The organism is Mesorhizobium ciceri biovar biserrulae WSM1271 (assembly GCF_000185905.1).
Lineage (GTDB): Bacteria > Pseudomonadota > Alphaproteobacteria > Rhizobiales > Rhizobiaceae > Mesorhizobium > Mesorhizobium ciceri.
Genome location: NC_014923.1, coordinates 3,070,808 through 3,085,432, shown reverse-complemented (window position 1 = coordinate 3,085,432; position 14,625 = coordinate 3,070,808). Strand labels below are relative to the sequence as shown.

At 63.8% G+C, this 14,625-nt stretch carries 21 protein-coding genes, 1 tRNA gene and 1 pseudogene; 15 read left to right on the top strand and 8 right to left on the bottom strand.

From position 1 onward, the window contains the following. Positions 1–2: 2 nt before the first annotated feature. Positions 3–431 carry a DoxX family protein gene (locus MESCI_RS14930; RefSeq protein WP_013530779.1) on the bottom strand — a complete coding sequence of 143 codons (429 nt, stop codon included), beginning with the start codon at positions 429–431 and terminating at the stop codon, positions 3–5. 199 nt (positions 432–630) lie between these two features. Between MESCI_RS14930 and MESCI_RS14925 the strand changes: the two genes are divergently transcribed. The 5 genes from MESCI_RS14925 (at position 631) to MESCI_RS14905 (ending at position 2,698) form a co-directional block, all read left to right on the top strand. Further along, positions 631–822, top strand: a complete 192-nt coding sequence (locus MESCI_RS14925; protein WP_013530778.1) for a hypothetical protein — start codon at positions 631–633, stop codon at positions 820–822. Positions 823–1,313: 491 nt separating this feature from the next. After that, positions 1,314–1,493 carry a DUF3606 domain-containing protein gene (locus tag MESCI_RS14920; protein WP_013530777.1) on the top strand — a complete coding sequence of 60 codons (180 nt, stop codon included), beginning with the start codon at positions 1,314–1,316 and terminating at the stop codon, positions 1,491–1,493. A gap of 171 nt (positions 1,494–1,664) precedes the next feature. Continuing rightward, on the top strand, positions 1,665–2,108 hold the full coding sequence (locus tag MESCI_RS14915; protein ID WP_013530776.1) for a GFA family protein: 444 nt from the start codon (positions 1,665–1,667) through the stop codon (positions 2,106–2,108). A gap of 94 nt (positions 2,109–2,202) precedes the next feature. Beyond that, complete coding sequence (locus MESCI_RS14910; protein WP_013530775.1) at positions 2,203–2,439, top strand: DUF982 domain-containing protein; 237 nt, start codon at positions 2,203–2,205, stop codon at positions 2,437–2,439. 13 nt (positions 2,440–2,452) lie between these two features. Then, positions 2,453–2,698, top strand: coding sequence for a DUF982 domain-containing protein (locus MESCI_RS14905; protein WP_013530774.1), 246 nt, complete (start codon positions 2,453–2,455; stop codon positions 2,696–2,698). A gap of 42 nt (positions 2,699–2,740) precedes the next feature. Here MESCI_RS14905 and MESCI_RS33065 read toward each other — a convergent pair whose 3' ends face one another. After that, the gene (locus MESCI_RS33065; RefSeq protein WP_263484935.1) at positions 2,741–2,875 is read right to left on the bottom strand and encodes a hypothetical protein; all 135 of its coding nucleotides are present in this window, start codon (positions 2,873–2,875) and stop codon (positions 2,741–2,743) included. Between the two features lie 91 nt (positions 2,876–2,966). Continuing rightward, on the bottom strand, positions 2,967–3,275 hold the full coding sequence (locus tag MESCI_RS14900; RefSeq protein ID WP_013530773.1) for a hypothetical protein: 309 nt from the start codon (positions 3,273–3,275) through the stop codon (positions 2,967–2,969). Positions 3,276–3,421: 146 nt separating this feature from the next. On the opposite strand from MESCI_RS14900, the pseudogene MESCI_RS14895 reads away from it, so the two are divergent. Further along, positions 3,422–4,359, top strand: a pseudogene (locus MESCI_RS14895) (alpha/beta fold hydrolase). A gap of 4 nt (positions 4,360–4,363) precedes the next feature. On the opposite strand, the gene MESCI_RS14890 reads toward MESCI_RS14895, so the two are convergent. Then, positions 4,364–5,431 carry a sensor histidine kinase gene (locus tag MESCI_RS14890; protein ID WP_013530772.1) on the bottom strand — a complete coding sequence of 356 codons (1,068 nt, stop codon included), beginning with the start codon at positions 5,429–5,431 and terminating at the stop codon, positions 4,364–4,366. 543 nt (positions 5,432–5,974) lie between these two features. Between MESCI_RS14890 and MESCI_RS14885 the strand changes: the two genes are divergently transcribed. From MESCI_RS14885 to MESCI_RS14870, 4 genes are all read left to right on the top strand, one after another. Beyond that, entirely contained in the window at positions 5,975–6,265 is a 291-nt protein-coding gene (locus MESCI_RS14885; protein WP_013530770.1) for a hypothetical protein, read from the top strand. Positions 6,266–6,349: 84 nt separating this feature from the next. Next, positions 6,350–6,423, top strand: a tRNA-Gln gene (locus MESCI_RS14880). A gap of 317 nt (positions 6,424–6,740) precedes the next feature. Next, positions 6,741–6,926, top strand: a complete 186-nt coding sequence (locus MESCI_RS14875; RefSeq protein ID WP_013530769.1) for a hypothetical protein — start codon at positions 6,741–6,743, stop codon at positions 6,924–6,926. A 194-nt stretch (positions 6,927–7,120) separates the two neighbouring features. After that, a complete protein-coding gene (locus tag MESCI_RS14870; protein ID WP_013530768.1) occupies positions 7,121–7,327 on the top strand; it encodes a hypothetical protein in 207 nt (68 codons plus the stop codon). Positions 7,328–7,418: 91 nt separating this feature from the next. On the opposite strand, the gene MESCI_RS14865 is transcribed toward MESCI_RS14870, so the two are convergent. Continuing rightward, positions 7,419–7,661 (bottom strand): hypothetical protein, encoded by a 243-nt coding sequence (locus tag MESCI_RS14865; RefSeq protein WP_013530767.1) that lies wholly within the window; start codon positions 7,659–7,661, stop codon positions 7,419–7,421. Positions 7,662–7,939: 278 nt separating this feature from the next. On the opposite strand from MESCI_RS14865, the gene MESCI_RS14860 reads away from it, so the two are divergent. Continuing rightward, positions 7,940–8,257, top strand: a complete 318-nt coding sequence (locus tag MESCI_RS14860; protein WP_013530766.1) for a hypothetical protein — start codon at positions 7,940–7,942, stop codon at positions 8,255–8,257. 80 nt (positions 8,258–8,337) lie between these two features. Here the strand turns inward: MESCI_RS14860 and MESCI_RS14855 are convergent, their stop codons facing one another. Next, entirely contained in the window at positions 8,338–9,207 is an 870-nt protein-coding gene (locus MESCI_RS14855) for an NmrA/HSCARG family protein (protein ID WP_013530765.1), read from the bottom strand. A 103-nt stretch (positions 9,208–9,310) separates the two neighbouring features. On the opposite strand from MESCI_RS14855, the gene MESCI_RS14850 reads away from it, so the two are divergent. From MESCI_RS14850 to MESCI_RS14835, 4 genes are all read left to right on the top strand, one after another. Continuing rightward, complete coding sequence (locus MESCI_RS14850) at positions 9,311–10,195, top strand: LysR family transcriptional regulator (protein ID WP_013530764.1); 885 nt, start codon at positions 9,311–9,313, stop codon at positions 10,193–10,195. After that, complete coding sequence (locus MESCI_RS14845; protein WP_013530763.1) at positions 10,195–10,485, top strand: hypothetical protein; 291 nt, start codon at positions 10,195–10,197, stop codon at positions 10,483–10,485. Before MESCI_RS14850 ends, MESCI_RS14845 begins: the two co-directional genes overlap by 1 nt. A gap of 130 nt (positions 10,486–10,615) precedes the next feature. Continuing rightward, complete coding sequence (locus tag MESCI_RS14840) at positions 10,616–10,861, top strand: DUF982 domain-containing protein (RefSeq protein ID WP_013530762.1); 246 nt, start codon at positions 10,616–10,618, stop codon at positions 10,859–10,861. Positions 10,862–10,959: 98 nt separating this feature from the next. Further along, positions 10,960–11,961: an aldo/keto reductase gene (locus MESCI_RS14835; protein WP_013530761.1), complete on the top strand. Its 1,002-nt coding sequence runs from the start codon at positions 10,960–10,962 to the stop codon at positions 11,959–11,961. A 57-nt stretch (positions 11,962–12,018) separates the two neighbouring features. On the opposite strand, the gene MESCI_RS14830 is transcribed toward MESCI_RS14835, so the two are convergent. Then, positions 12,019–12,507, bottom strand: a complete 489-nt coding sequence (locus tag MESCI_RS14830) for a GNAT family N-acetyltransferase (RefSeq protein WP_013530760.1) — start codon at positions 12,505–12,507, stop codon at positions 12,019–12,021. A gap of 78 nt (positions 12,508–12,585) precedes the next feature. Further along, positions 12,586–14,571, bottom strand: coding sequence for an AI-2E family transporter (locus tag MESCI_RS14825; RefSeq protein WP_013530759.1), 1,986 nt, complete (start codon positions 14,569–14,571; stop codon positions 12,586–12,588). Positions 14,572–14,625: the final 54 nt, after the last annotated feature.

The window sequence follows — 14,625 nt, the reverse complement described above, 5'->3', positions numbered from 1 at the left end:
CCTCAAGCCCTGCCCGGCCATCCCAAATTGAGCGAAAGCACCTTGCCCGGTCCATGCACCGCCGCAAACAGCAGTCCGGCCAGGAACGAAAAATGGTCGATGAAGAAGCCGAACTCGGCCTGGTTGCCGGCCCAGTGGCTGGGTCCGTGGAAGGCAAGGGCCAGGAACAGCACATAGGCGGCGGCCACCAGGGCCGCCTGCGTGAAGAAGGCGCCGGTCAGGAAGCAGAGCACCAGCACGACTTCCAGGATCGCCGCGCACCAGGCCAGGAACAGCGGAAACGGAAAGCCGGCGGCGGCGATATAGCCGGCGGTGGCCGCCATGCCCATGAATTTGAACGTCACCGCCATCAGGAAGACGCCGGCGAAAATCAGCCGGGCGATGAGAAGGGCCGCGGTCTGCCACGGCGATTGAGTGATTTGCGACGACATGCTCGTTCTCCAGCTTTGCAGGTTGCTCGCTCCTAGGACGCGCGACGGGCGCCAGATCCGACACGCCAGGCCAATTTTTCTCGACAGGGCACTTGCCGCGGGTCGAAGCAGGCTTCGAAGCCTCACACCGACGGCAGGGAGCGATCTTCGGTTTGTCGGCCGACGGTATAGCGTTGCTCGCTCAAAGGGGGAAACGGACATGGCCAAGGCATTGACCATCGGCGCACCGCGGCATCCGGCGATGAGCACCGCCTATGAACAGGAATGCAGGGATATGCTGGCTCCGCATCTCGACGCCCTGCTCCGCAAGGTCGAGGCTGCCGGCTGGGACCGCGGGCAGGCCGCCTCGGCGCTCATGTATCTCGCCGCGATGCGGCTGAAGCCGGCCTGACGACACGCCGGCCCGAACGGCTCTCCGGCGCATCGCGATTGAAAACTTGTTGGTAATCACGAATGTGATATTGTTAGCCGGGGCTAATGCAGCGGTGTGCCGGTGCAGCAATTTTGGGTGGGCTGAAATTTGCGAACAAGCGTCAGGTTTGGGGCGATACCTCGTGGCGTGGGGTCGGCGACGCTGGAATGCAGCGGCTGCGGCGGCGCTGGCCAGGTCTTCCAATGTCCGCGCTGGACGAGTTCCAACGGCCATTGTTGCCCTGCCGGCACCCACCGGCGCGGCTGCCCCGGCCTCAGCGCAGCATGCTCCGAATGCGACGGCGACCACGCTGCCGACGCCGACCCGATGCGGCCATCGGCCTGATACAGGCCGGTTGCAGCCTGGCCGTGTCGCCTGGTGGAACCGGCGGCGCCGATCTGTGTTATGTCGTGTTGATCGCGGGCGCCGAAGGTTGCGCGTTTCCCCGACAACAGAAAGCGAGGCCTGAGATGGCTGACGACAAGTCGAAGACGAAACAGGACCGCAAGCAGGTCTCGGGCGAAGAGCCCTACGAGGTTGCCGCCTTTGCCCGCAAATACGGCATTCCGCCAAGCGAGGCACAGACCATCATCAAGCGCTACGGACCCTCGCGCAAGAAGCTCGACGCCCATATGGCGGCCCGCGGCTAGCCGAAACCATTTCGCCTGGGCGGCGTTGAAGACGCTGCGGGCTGCGTCAACCGGGCCTGGTGGTACGGTGAACAGGATGTCTTTTTCCCGGTTTCTCATCCTGGCCAACGAAACGGCAGACGAGCATCTGTCCCACCCGGCCCGCAGCGCCACGCATTGAGGGAGGTTGTCATGTCCGACACCATACGCAGGACCGGCAGCTGCCTGTGCGGCGGCGTGCAGTTCGAGGTTCACGGCGCGCCGCTGCGCGTCGGCCTGTGCCATTGCAAGGATTGCCGCAAGGCCGGCGGTTCGGTCTATTCGGCCTTTGCCATCTGGCCGCGCGAGGCCTTCGAGACCACCGGCCTCGTCAGCTCCTATGGCACGCGCAGCTTTTGCCCGACATGCGGCGGCCGCGTCGCCTGGGTCGACGACAACGAGGCCGAGGTGGCAATCGGCAGCCTCGACATCGCGCCGACCGATCTCGTGCCCGAATATGAATTGTGGACCTCCAGGCGCGAGACCTGGCTGCACGCTTTGCCCGGCGCCGAACAGTTCGAGCATGACCGCCCAGCGGCGTACAACGCCGAAGCGCCGACGCCGAGATCGCTGTCGGACATCGACGCAGAGATTTGATCTCCGGGCAAGGGAACCCTGCCCTGCCGCCGACGTTACCGGACGCCTCTCACGCATGTCGCCCTGCGACTTGCGGCAATCATGGAGACGACCGTTGAACGACAAGATGTTTCCCCGCCCCATCAGGCTGAAATTCGCGCCTGAGCGCGAGCGCATCGTCCGCAGCGCCTGGGAAGGCCTGGAATGCCTCGGCGACTGGCCGGCTGGCCAGGGACGGCGCTACCGGGCGGCGTTGCGCAGCTGCCGCGATGCGCTGGATGGCTGGACGCCGCCGGAAAAAGCGATGCGGGCGGTGATCGACGCCGCGCGCGAAGCAAAACTCCTGCAGTAGTTGGAACAGGGCCATGTCCGAGCTCATTTTGCCCACACCGATGCGGATCAAGCCGCATGGCTCGGACACGATCCGCGACGTCGCCACGCTCAGGGACGCCAGCGAAATCCTGATCGACTGGCCGCAGGCCAAGCGCGGCCCTTTCTACCAGGCGGCGCGCGAGAAGATCGAAGCCGCATTGGAAACCCAGACAGGCGCCGCCGAGGCGCAGGAAGCGTTCGCAGCGCTCTGCAGCCACGCCGGCGTACTGGTGCGGTAGATGTCAAAGAAGCAGACGGGGCGTCGTGCCTCGCCTGCTTTGTCATTTCGTTGGAAGCTCGCCCTGGACAATCGGCTGAGAGGTTTCGAATCCAAAGCTCTTCGGCACCAGAAGAATCAATGCAATCACGATGGCGATCGATGCAAGCAACGTGGCTGTGGCTGCAATATCTCTCACGATAATCTCTCCAAATTCCAAGTCGTGAGAAAAACGCTCCCGAGAAAACGAGGTTCCATTAGCTTGTGCGATAATACCAGGGAGCCGGCGTTTATTGCTTCGGCGGCTGGGGTGGAACTTCACCCGGCTTGATCACCGGCGTCTTGCCTTCGTCGGGGGCCGGCGCCGCCATGCCCTGGTCTCCCGTCGGGGGCGGTTTCAGCACGCCGCCGCAGTCGTTGAGCTTCGCGGTCAAATTGCCGTCATCGGCTTGCTTTTCAGGCTGCTGTTTTGCCTCTTGCCCGGTCTGAGCCCTGCATTTGTCGGCCTGCGGCGCCTGGCTGTCGTTCTGCTGCTGGGCTGCGGCCGGCACTGCCAGCGCCAGCATAAGGCCGAATGGCATGATGGCGAGAGTTCTCATCACTGCCTCCTTCTTTCTTTCACGGTCGCCTGCGGCGACCTTCCCTTCACAGGGACAACGCCTGTCGACGAAAAAGGTTGGCCGCCTCGCCGGGCGGCATTGCAACCAAACCCGTTCGCCGGCCGTTGCGCGTGCCGGAGGCGATCATGTTCGAAGGTTTTCAAAGCGCGGAAATCGACACCGGCGATGCCGGCATATTCTGCCTGCGTGCCGGACCGGGCCGCCATTGCTGTTGCTGCACGGCTTCCCGCAGACGCATCTGATGTGGCGCGACATCGCGCCGGCTCTGGCCAGCCGGTTCAGCGTCGTCTGCGCCGATTTGCGCGGCTATGGCGGCAGCTCCTGTCCGGCGTCCACTCCGGACCACGCACCCTATGCCAAGCGCGCCATGGCGGACGATTTGGTGAGGCTGATGGAGAAGCTGGGTTTCAGCAGCTTCATGGTCGCCGGCCATGATCGCGGCGGGCGTGTCGCCTACCGCATGGCGCTCGACCATCCGGGCAGCATCGACAGGCTCGCCGTCCTCGACATCGTGCCGACCGCCGATGCCTGGGACCGCGCCGACGCCAGGCTGGCGCTGGGCTATTGGCCATGGTCGCTGCTGGCGCAGCCCGAGCCATTGCCCGAAAAGATCCTGTCCGGCGCCGCCGAGGCGATCGTCGACAATGCGCTCAACGGCTGGGGCTCACAGCCATCGGCGTTTCCAGCCGAAGTGCGTCAGGCCTATGTGGAGGCCCTGCGTACGCCTGCCCACGCCCATGCCATCTGCGAGGAATATCGGGCGGCAGCCACGCTCGACCGCGAGCATGACCATGCCGACAAGGCAGCCGGCCGGCGCATCCGCTGCCCGCTGCTGGCGCTATGGAGCGGTCAGGGCGCGTTGGCGGATTGGTATGCCGGCGAAGGCGGACCACTGGCGCTGTGGCGCGGCTGGGCTGAGGATGTGCGCGGCCAGGCGATGCCGGGTGGACACTTCTTCCCCGAGGAGGACCCGGCGCGGACGGCCGATCTGCTGGCCGGCTTCTTCAGTGAGACCGGTCACCGCATCTCCGCGCGATCGGAGTTACCTTCGCCCTCCCCTTGATGGGTCAGGACGTTTCGGTTTCAGGCAGGTCAGCGCCGAGCTGCGGAACGATGATCGAATCCAGCGGCGCCGTCAGCGACCAGCTGAGATGGCCCGGGCTGCGATCCAGCACCGCCAAGCCGTTCAGCGATTGCGGCGCGACCCGTTGCAGGACGACGGTGCCGAAACCCTTGCGCGTGCTTTCGTCTTGCCGCCCCCCGGGCCGCTCTCCCTCACGCACCGGCATCGTCTCGTCCCAGAGCAGATGGATTTCCAGCTTGTCCGAAGCGCCTTCGACGATCCGCCAGGTGATCTCCAGCCGCCCGGCCTCGCTCGCCAGCGCGCCATATTTGGAAGAGTTGGTGCCGAGTTCATGGAACGCCATGCCGAGATTTTGCACGGCATTCGGCTGCAGGGTCAAAAGCGGTCCGGAAAGCGATACCCGCGCCTCGTGGCCGAACGGCTTGAGCTGCTCCTGGGCAAGGTCGAAGAGGCTGGCGCCGGCCCATTCCGAGTTCACCAGCAGATCGTGCGACCGCGACAGCGCCATGATGCGGGAACGGATCATCTCCTCGAACTCGCGCGGATCGGTCGAGCGTTTGCTGGTCTCCCGGATCATCGAGAGTATCACCGCGAACTGGTTCTTGACGCGATGGTTCACCTCGCGGAGCAAAAGCCTGATCCGACGCTCGCTCTCCTTGCTGGCGGTGATGTCGCGGGCGATCTTCGATGCGCCGATGATCTCGCCGGACGCATTCCTGATCGGCGAAATGGTCAGCGACACGGCGATGAGGCCGCCATCCTTGCGCCGGCGGATAGTCTCATAGCTGGCCAGGAGTTCGCCCTTGCGAACCCGGCTGATGATGTCGGTCTCTTCATCCTTGAGATGATCGGGGATGAGCATGAGCACGGAGCGGCCGACGGCCTCTTCGGCGGTGTAGCCGAACATGCGTTGCGCCGCCGCGTTCCAACTGGTGATGATGCTGTTCAGGTCCTTGCTGACGATGGCGTCGAAGGACGAATCGACAATCGCCGCCAGCCGAGCGTGGGCAGTGATTTCGAGCAGGCTATCGACGCTTGCCAATTCTGTCATTGCCCCGTCGTGGCCCCACCTTGCCGCCTCCCGCCAGCGTCCGGGAGGATCCCCCTCCTGCCATAAATGCCTGACCGGGCATTTTGGTTGCAGTCGGTGCGCAGCATTCCGCATTTGCGGTCGCGGACACGCATGTCACGATAATGCCCGGCCCTCCATCTCGGCAATGCCTCTGCGGCCGTAAATGCCGATCCAGTCGAGCTGCTGTAAGCCCGGTGACCGCTTCGCCCTGTCCGTCTCATCGGCCTGCTTTTTCGGAGCCAGCGTCGTTGGGCGGCGCAACGGGCACTGCATCGGCGTCGGGATTCCTTTGCGGACAGTCCTCGTAGCTGTGGTCGCGCCCGCCGCAGAAGGAACAGCACATGGCCTCGCGATCCCCGCTTCCGGGCCGCCATTGCGGAGTTTTGTAGGGCTTCCTGCCATCCATCCCCAGCAATGCACGACGGACCATTTGGTTGCGCTGCCACAGACGGCGAGCCGGCGGTTGCGGAACCACCCGGCGGGATGCGAGTTTCGGCCGATATGTCCATTCGAGGAACAGCCATGCCAATGCGCCGAATTGCCTTGACGGCAGCGATCCTGCTGGCCGCGACCGGCCTCGCCGAAGCCAGGCCCGACACCCGCACGATGAGTTGCGACCAGCTCCGGCAACTGCTCCAAAGCCGCCATGCCGTGGTGCTGACCACAGGCCCCAACACCTATGACCGCTATGTCAGGCAGTTCGGCAACGAATGCGACTGGCCGGAGGTGCCGATGTCGGCCTATGTCCCGACCCGTGACGGCAGCTGCCCGGTCTACCGCTGCGAGGAACCTGTCACCAACTTTCCGGACTGACACCGCGCTTCCAATCGGCTTTGCCGCCGCAGTGCGTTGATCCCGGCGCGCGAACCGGCTAGGGGTGGGGCGCAACGTGCATTTTCCCGCTTCGTCTAATGGTAGGACAGCGCCCTTTGAAGGCGTGAATCGAGGTTCGAGCCCTTGAGCGGGAACCAGCAACCAAGCGCTTGGCTGGTTCGAAGCCGCGCGCAGACTGGCCAGCCGGCTTCAGCACATTAGCGCGCGCTTGTATTTCACTCGAAGCAGGATCATCATCCAGGCCGTCAGTGGCTTGAAGGGGTACAGCGCATGGAACTGAGTTGCTTTGACGGGGGCGTCCTTGCGTCGACGATGTCCCTGAACGTCACGGCGGTTTTCATGATATTGGCCGCATTTGCCGCATTTCGGCTGGTTGCAATGTCAGGCGAAGGTTCTGTCGACCAACTCCAGACGGCGTAGCCGGCAGAGAACCTCCCGTGCAGGAGAACGGCATATGGCCGCGAGAAAGGTGATAGCCGTCAAGGACTGGTCTTGCGGCATGAGCGACGAGCTTGGCCGCGTCGTGCTGACCATCAACCCGACCGAGGGTGAGCCCATCCTGGTTTTGATGACAATTTTCCAGGCGGCAAGGATGGCCGGGGAATTGCGGGCGCCGAAACTCGTCTCCATACCCCGGTGATGCCACGCCCCTGGCAAGGCGGATCAAGCTCGCCGGGGCAGCCCCAACGCCCCCAGCGGGCCCTGTTGCTCCGTTACGATGAACAATGGAGCAATTAGTGTTTTACGGATCTGGGCGCCGTCAAGTTGCATCCGGCTCCTGAAACCATTTCGCGGACCCCGCGTTGACCACCGGGCCGACACAGGAGACATCTCATGACCGTCAACTGCCGCATATCGATCGACAACCGGCCGGAGGCCACGGACGCGGTTTTTCAGGCGGTTCCGCGGATCGGCGAAAGCGTTGCGCTGTCGATCGATGGAACCACGCAGGATCTGCGGGTATCGCGTGTCGTGCACGTCACCAATGGCAGCCTGGAAGGTGCCGCGATCGTCGTCGAAGTGACGACCAACATCCTCTGAATCGAGAGTTATGGTCCGCTGGGCCGGCCGGCACCGCGTTGCGGCGACCGGCAGCCTGAAAGGACTCGAGCGGCTCACGCGCGGTGACCCGTTACTCCTTGCCGCTTTCGGAAATGCCGTTGCCGCCGGCGGTTGGCAGGATGCCGAAGTCTTGCGACTTCGCCCCTTGCTCCGCCGTCAGGAACCCGTCCGAGGCAAGCCCGCGCCGCAGCAATTCCCTGACCGCGGCCGAACGGCTCGGCATACGCTTGTCGAAGCGCCAGTTTTCCAGCGCAGCCAGCTCGTCTGACGTCAGCATGATCTGCAACCGTTCCGGGCGTTCCAGTTCAGTCATCGCGCTCCCTCGCTCAGGATCCCGATACCTCGAATGAGTATTCAACTCGCTTACCTAATAGTTAGGAAAGCGCTCCTAGCGCGTCAAGACCTCGGGATGAGTGAACTGCTTCTCATGCGCATGATGAGCCTGATGGTATTCGGCGTAAGGCGCATACTTGCATAACTATGCTAACTAGCTGATTTGTTTAGATATTATTTAATTCGTGACTTGCCAAGACGAAGCCTCTGCCGCATTGTGCAACCTGAACAGAAAACCGTTCCCTTTGGGAGGTTTCGATGCGGTATGATTACTCGGCGCGACTGCGCGATGACGTCCGTTCAGCGGTCCAGATCGCCTTCAGGAAGACCGGCATCGTCAGCATCACGGCGGTGGCGGAACATGTAAGGGTCAGGAACCTGGCCGAAAACATCGCCCTCGAGGACGTCGAATACCTTGTCTTCCAGGCAGCCCAGCTGATTGGCGCCGCAATTGAATTCGACGGGCTCACCAATTTCGACGGCGTGGCTGGCCTGTTCGTGGATGGTCTCGGTGGCGACGATGGCGGGCGGATGATCGCCCAACGCGACGGGCCTGGTCCGGCCACCCTGCAGTAAGACGGTACCGGTTGAACAGGGGGCCTTCTCAAAAGGCCGCCCTGCTGTTTCTGAACCGGGTGATGACCGGAGCCGTTCCGTCAGGCAGAGCCGGCGATTTGTGAGGCGAAGTCGCGATAGGGACGCAGAGGGCGGCCCAGAAGCGCGGTCAGGCGCTCGACGTCGCCGGCCTCGGGCAGCATGCCGTCGGTCAGGAACCGTTCGCCCATCAAGCGCATGTCGTAGGCCATCCAGGCAGGCAGGAACTGCTTGAGATTCTGCTCGAAACCTTCGGTGTTGTCCCCGCCGTAGCTGATCGGCCGGGCGAGCACGTCGGACCAGATGGCCGCGATATCCGTCCCGGTCAGTGTCTGCGGACCGACGAGGTTGATCCGCTCGAGCGCAAGCGGCTCCGCGGACCGTTCGCGGCGCAGCAGCTCGAGAGCGGCGATCTCGGCGATATCACGCACGTCGACCATGGCGAGACCCTTGGCGCCGATCGGCATTGTGTAGGTGCCATAGCCGGTGATGACGTCTTCGATCATCAGGTCGTTCTGGATGAAATAGGCCGGGCGCAGGATCGTAGCCTGGAAGCCCATCTGCTCGATCATTCGCTCGACGCCGAACTTGCCGGCGAAATGCGGCACGTTCACATACACGTCGGCATGGATCACCGAGAGATAGACGATCCGCTCGATGCCCGCCGATCGGGCGACGTTCAGCGCGACCAAAGCCTGGGTGAATTCGTCCGGCACCACGGCGTTCAAGAGGAACAGGGTGGAAACGCCGGACATGGCCTTGCGCAGTGAATCGACATCGAGAAAGTCGCCTTGCGCGACCGATACGCCCGCCGGGAAGCTGGCTTTCGACGGATCGCGGACGAGAGCACGGACGTCGGCGCCGCGCTTGACGAGGTGCTCGACGACTTGGCGGCCAACATTGCCTGTGGCGCCGGTAACGAGGATGGTCATGGAATTTCTCCTGTTGGGTTGCTTGACAGGCCCAATATGTGTGGCTCACAAACACTCAAACAGACCGAAATTTTAGACGCACCGTCTCACTGGTGGAACACCTATGGATATTCTGGCCCTCACCGATTTCAACCTCGTTGCCCGCCATGGCGGTTTCGGCAAGGCGGCACGGGCCACCGGCCGGCCCAAGGCAACCCTGTCGCGGCGCGTTGGAGACTTGGAGAGCAGCCTTGACCTGCGCCTGTTTGAACGGGGTGCGCGTAACCTGAAGCTGACCGAGGAAGGACGGGCGCTTTTCGAGCGGACGGGGGCGTTGCTTGCCGAACTGGACGAGACGGCCGCGGCGATCGCCTCGGGCGGTCAAAGACCCAAGGGGAGACTGCGGATCAGCGCGCCCCTGCTTTTTTCTCAGACCGCGATGGGGAGGATCGCCGCGGGATTTGCCCTCAAATTTCCGGAGGTGAGGCTGGAGGTCACGACGGAGGACCGGGCTGTGGACATGATCGAGGAAGGCTACGATCTGGTAATCCGGGTCAACCCGGATCCCGACGAAAGCTTGGTCGGACGGGCGTTTCTCCGCGACCGGCTGGTCGTCGTGGCGAGCCCTCACCTTCCTCGCACCGGTGGACCGGCCCCTGCCGTTGCGCGCGGGAAAGGCGAACGGCAAACATGGCACGTGAAGACCGAGGGTGGCCGGTCGACGATCAAAATCGAGCCGGTCCTCGCTTTGGGAACGCTCATTATGGTGCGCGATGCGGTGCGAGCGGGGGTCGGTGCGGCACGTCTTCCCATTTCGTTGGTGGCCCACGATTTGGCTGACGGCACGTTGGTGAATTGGGGGGACATCGACGCCCCTGAGATCGCTCTTTGGACGCTCTACCCCTCCCGGCGGCTGCTCAGCCCGCGCGTGTCGGCGTTCCTGGATTTTCTGAAACAGGCCTTCCCGAACGGGACGCCGGACGAACTGGCCGCCTATATCGGCAGGTGATGCCCGACCGCTTTCGCCGGCAAGAACTTTTATTTTTGGCGGAAGGAGTTTGCGGTGGAACAAGTTGGGGCGACGGCAATTACCTTGTCGCCCTACAAGAGGAGGACGTCGTGAAAGACTTGCGCAGTCTCCTTGCCGAACTATCAGCCAACTGGCTCAAGCGCCGCAAGGCGCAGGCGCCCACGACCGTGAACACGGTCAAACCCCGCCCTGCCCACCAGGCGACGCGGCAACGCGCCGCCCACAAACCCAAAACACCGCCCACCCGCGACGTCGCCTCGAACATGTGAGCCCCGCGGACAATGTGGGGCCCAATGCCGCTGGGGGTATCGGCAATCTATCACGCCAGATTGATTGGTAGCGACGAAACCTTGAGCGGCCATAAGCGTTTATTGCTTCAGCCCAATTGAGGTGGTTCCAATGCAAACGGCATGGTTCTCCAAACCTGTGGCGGTTTCGGTCGGCGTCACCGGTTCCATCCATCATCTGTCCAACACACAGCAGGCCATTGATTTGCTCACCACACATTGGCGTGACGCAGGCAGCCCGAAGCATCGGTCCGCACTGCGCGCCTGCCAGCGGGCGACGAGCGGCGATGTTGCCCCCGACGTCGCCAGGGCGGCGCTCGTCGAAGCAGCGCGCGAAGCCCACATCCTGATCGAATAGCCACATCCTTATCGAATAGCCACATCGTGATCGAATAGGCGTATCGATTGAACCTGCTGACGCTATAATCGCTGCGCCCCCTCCGGAGAACGCCTGCCATGACCCTGAAAACATGCAAGCTCGGCAGCCAGGGGCTGCAGGTCTCGGTCATCGGCCTCGGCTGCATGGGCATGAGCCAGTCCTATGGCCCGGCCGACGAGGCCGAATCCATCGCCACGCTGCACCGTGCCATCGACCTCGGCTGCACCTTCCTCGACACCGCCGAAGTCTATGGCCCTTACGACAACGAAGCCCTGCTCGGCCGGGCATTGAAGGGCAAGCGCGACCAGGTGACGATCGCCACGAAATTTGGCTTCCGCATCGAAAACGGCAAGCAGACCGGAACCGACAGCCGGCCCGAGCACATTCGAGAGGCGGTGGAAGCCTCGCTCGGCCGCCTCGGAACCGACCGTATCGACCTGCTCTACCAGCACCGCGTCGACCCGGCGGTGCCGATGGAGGATGTCGCGGGCGCCGTCGGCGAACTCGTCGCGCAAGGCAAGGTGCGCTTCTTCGGCCTGTCGGAAGCGGGTGCAGCCAACATCCGCCGGGCGCATGCCGTGCATGCGGTGTCGGCGTTGCAGAGCGAGTATTCGCTGTGGGAGCGCAATCTGGAGCCGGAGATCATCCCGCTGCTTGGCGAACTCGGCATCGGCCTGGTGCCGTTCTCGCCGCTCGGCCGAGGGTTTCTCACCGGCCAGGTCAAGCGTGCGGAAGACTATCCCGACGGCGATTATCGCCGCAACGACCCGCGCTACCAGGGCGAAAACTACGACGCCAATGTCGAGGCGGCCGCCAAGGTGAGCGACATCGCCGCTGCCCGCGGCGTCAAGCCCGGCCAGGTCGCGCTGGCCTGGCTGCTGGCGAAGGGCGACGGCTTTGGCATCGACATCGTGCCGATCCCCGGCACCAAGCGCAGAAAATACCTGGAAGAGAACGTCGCCGGCGCCGCGATCAAACTCGATGCCGCCGAGATGGCCGCGCTCGACGAAGCGCTCGCGCCGGGAAAAATCTCCGGCCCGCGCTACACCGAGCGGGGCATGGCGATGGTCGACCGGTAGGGGGCGCCTGCTCCAGCGTCCGCGATAATCTCGCCAAGCTCGTTCCGAATAGTGATGCTAACGAAAGCCCAGATGCTTCCGATAGCAGTGGGTTTCCACGGTGAACCTGCCGGCGACATCATCCGGCAGCCAAAGTGCGTCTTCGAAGCTGCGGCTCAAGCGCCACCCTTCGCGGGCATAAAATCTCTGCGCGCGGACATTTCCCGCCGTGCAGAAAAGCTCGGCCTCCGCCACGCCCTGTTCGCACAAGAGATGCTCGGCATAAGACAGCAGATCGCGGGCGGTTCCGCTTCCCCGTGCTTGCGGGCTTACATAGAGTTTGACCAGCTCCGCCCCGTTTATCGAGACGAAGCCAAGCAATCCATCGGCAGCCGCCACATGGAAGGCATCGGTGGATTGCTCCAGCCACAGCGCAAAATGCGCCGGCGTTCGGTACGCCAGGATTTCGGCTGGAACCAGATGCGCATGGGCATCATGCCAGCCCCGATGCCACAGTTGCACGATCGCCGACCGGTCGGCTTCGTGGGCTGGGCGAATTTCGAGCATTTCTCACCGCCGGGGTGGCCAATTCCGTAAGGCCGCGCGGGGGGCCGCCTTGTTCCATGGGCCTTCCGCCGATTTCGGTCAACCCGCCACTGCCGCGGTAACCTTCTTGGACGCGGCCCGCTGTCGCCGCATGCGCCGTTTGGCGACAAGCTTGAGCGCGACCGGCGGCTCGTTTGACAGCGCGCCCAGCACCGCGTCGACCATGCCATGCGCCACGAAATCCGCGTTCATGTCACGCGCCAGTTTGCCCGCCGTCTCCTTGTCCTCGCTGTCGGCCTCCGACCAGAACACGATTCCCACGCGAAGTGCGGCCTTCGCACGCTTCAGCCGGCGGACCAGAAAGCGGGCGTGCTTGATGGAATCCCGGTTCAGGAATCCGACCACGACGGTGTCGACGGTTTCGAGCTCAAGGCGGCGAATGCCGGCGGGTTCCATATCGGCAAAGCTGGCTTTCGACACCGTCGCGCCCTGGACCTCCAGCACCTGCGCCAGCATCGCGGCAGCGGCGTCGTCGAGCTCGCCACGCCCCCCGGCGCAAAGCACGGACATATCCGTGCCATCGGGCAGTTCGGTCTCGTCCTCCCCGCCGGGATCGTCATCGTCGCTCGCCTCTGCGGCCACGGGCGGCCCCTCCTCCTCGCCTGCCTCCTCCTGCGCGCTGTCGTCGAGATTGGCGACCAGCATCAGGGCACTGGCCGCCACCTGCCGCCTTTGCAAATCGCCCATGACGCCGCGCACACGGTCCTGTTCGCCCAGCAGAAGCGCCGGAATGGCAACCTTGTCATAGAATTCGACCAGATATTTCTCCTCCAGCATCTCCTCGGCATGATCGGTGGCTTCTTCCGGATCGCCGGCCAGCAGCCGCTGGTACAGGCGCGCATGGGGTTCGAGCACGGGCTCGTTGCCGAACAGCACGTCCAGGAATTCAAACTGCGGCACGTGCCTGCCCAGCACCACCAGGCAGACAGTGAGCGGCGTCGACAGGATCAGCCCGAGCGGCCCCCAGAGCCACGTCCAGAAAATCGCCGCGACGATGATCGCCAGCGGCGACAGTCCCGTTCGCGAACCGTAGAGCCAGGGTTCGATGACATTGCCGGTGATCAGTTCCATCACCACGAACAAGGCGGCTGTCCACAGCACGAGCGACCAGCCCGGTGCCACGGCCAGCGCCAGGAACAGCGGCAAAAGCATGCCTATGATCGGGCCGATATAGGGAACGAAACGCAGCGCCAGGGCCAGCAGCCCCCACAGCAGCGCATTGGGAATACCGAGGGCCCAGAGCCCGATCGCGATCGGTATGGCGTAGACGATGTTGACGACCAATTGCATCAGGAGATAGCGGCCCACCCGCTTGGCGGCATCCTGAAGCGCCTCGGTGGTGCGGTGGAGGTCGCCGTAGCCGACAAGCCGAATGAAGCGGTCGCGCAGATCCTCCCGCTCGAGCAGCATGAAGATGACGACGACAATGATCAGCCCGGCCGACCCAAGCGGGCTGATCAGCGGCCCGACGACATTCTGCAGGACCTGAAGCGGCCTTTCGTGCGCGACGATCTCGACGGGCACCGGCTCGCGCGGCGGCTTTTCCGGGGTGGCGACCGGCAGCGAGGGGTCTTGCCTGTCGATCTCCTGGCCGACCCGCTCGACCACCTTGCTCAGTCTGGCAAGGATCCCGCCGCCGACCCCGGTTTCCTTGAGCGAGCGGATCTTGGTCAGGATGTTGGTCTGGTAGACCGGGATGTTCTGCGCCAGTTCGCTGACCTGCGTGGCGACGATGAAGGAGAACAGGCCAAGCGCCGCGAAGGCGCCGAGCACGCTGGCGATGACGGCGGCAATCCGGGGAATGCCGAGCTTTTTTAGCGCTGCGACAAGCGGCGCCAGTGCGAAGGTCAGCAGCAGCGCGATGGCGATCGGCAGGAAAACCTCGCGCCCGAAATACAGTGCCGCCACTGTCGTGACGATGGCCGCCACATTGGGCAAAGAGGTTCGCGGATGGGGCGCGGCCGCTGAAAGGGCGTCCCCCAGCCCATCAGCCGGAGACGCCGTGCCGTTTCGACGATTGGCCACGTGATGCCTCCCTGCCAAATGCCATGATCGGGCATATAGAGCGGACGTGCAACT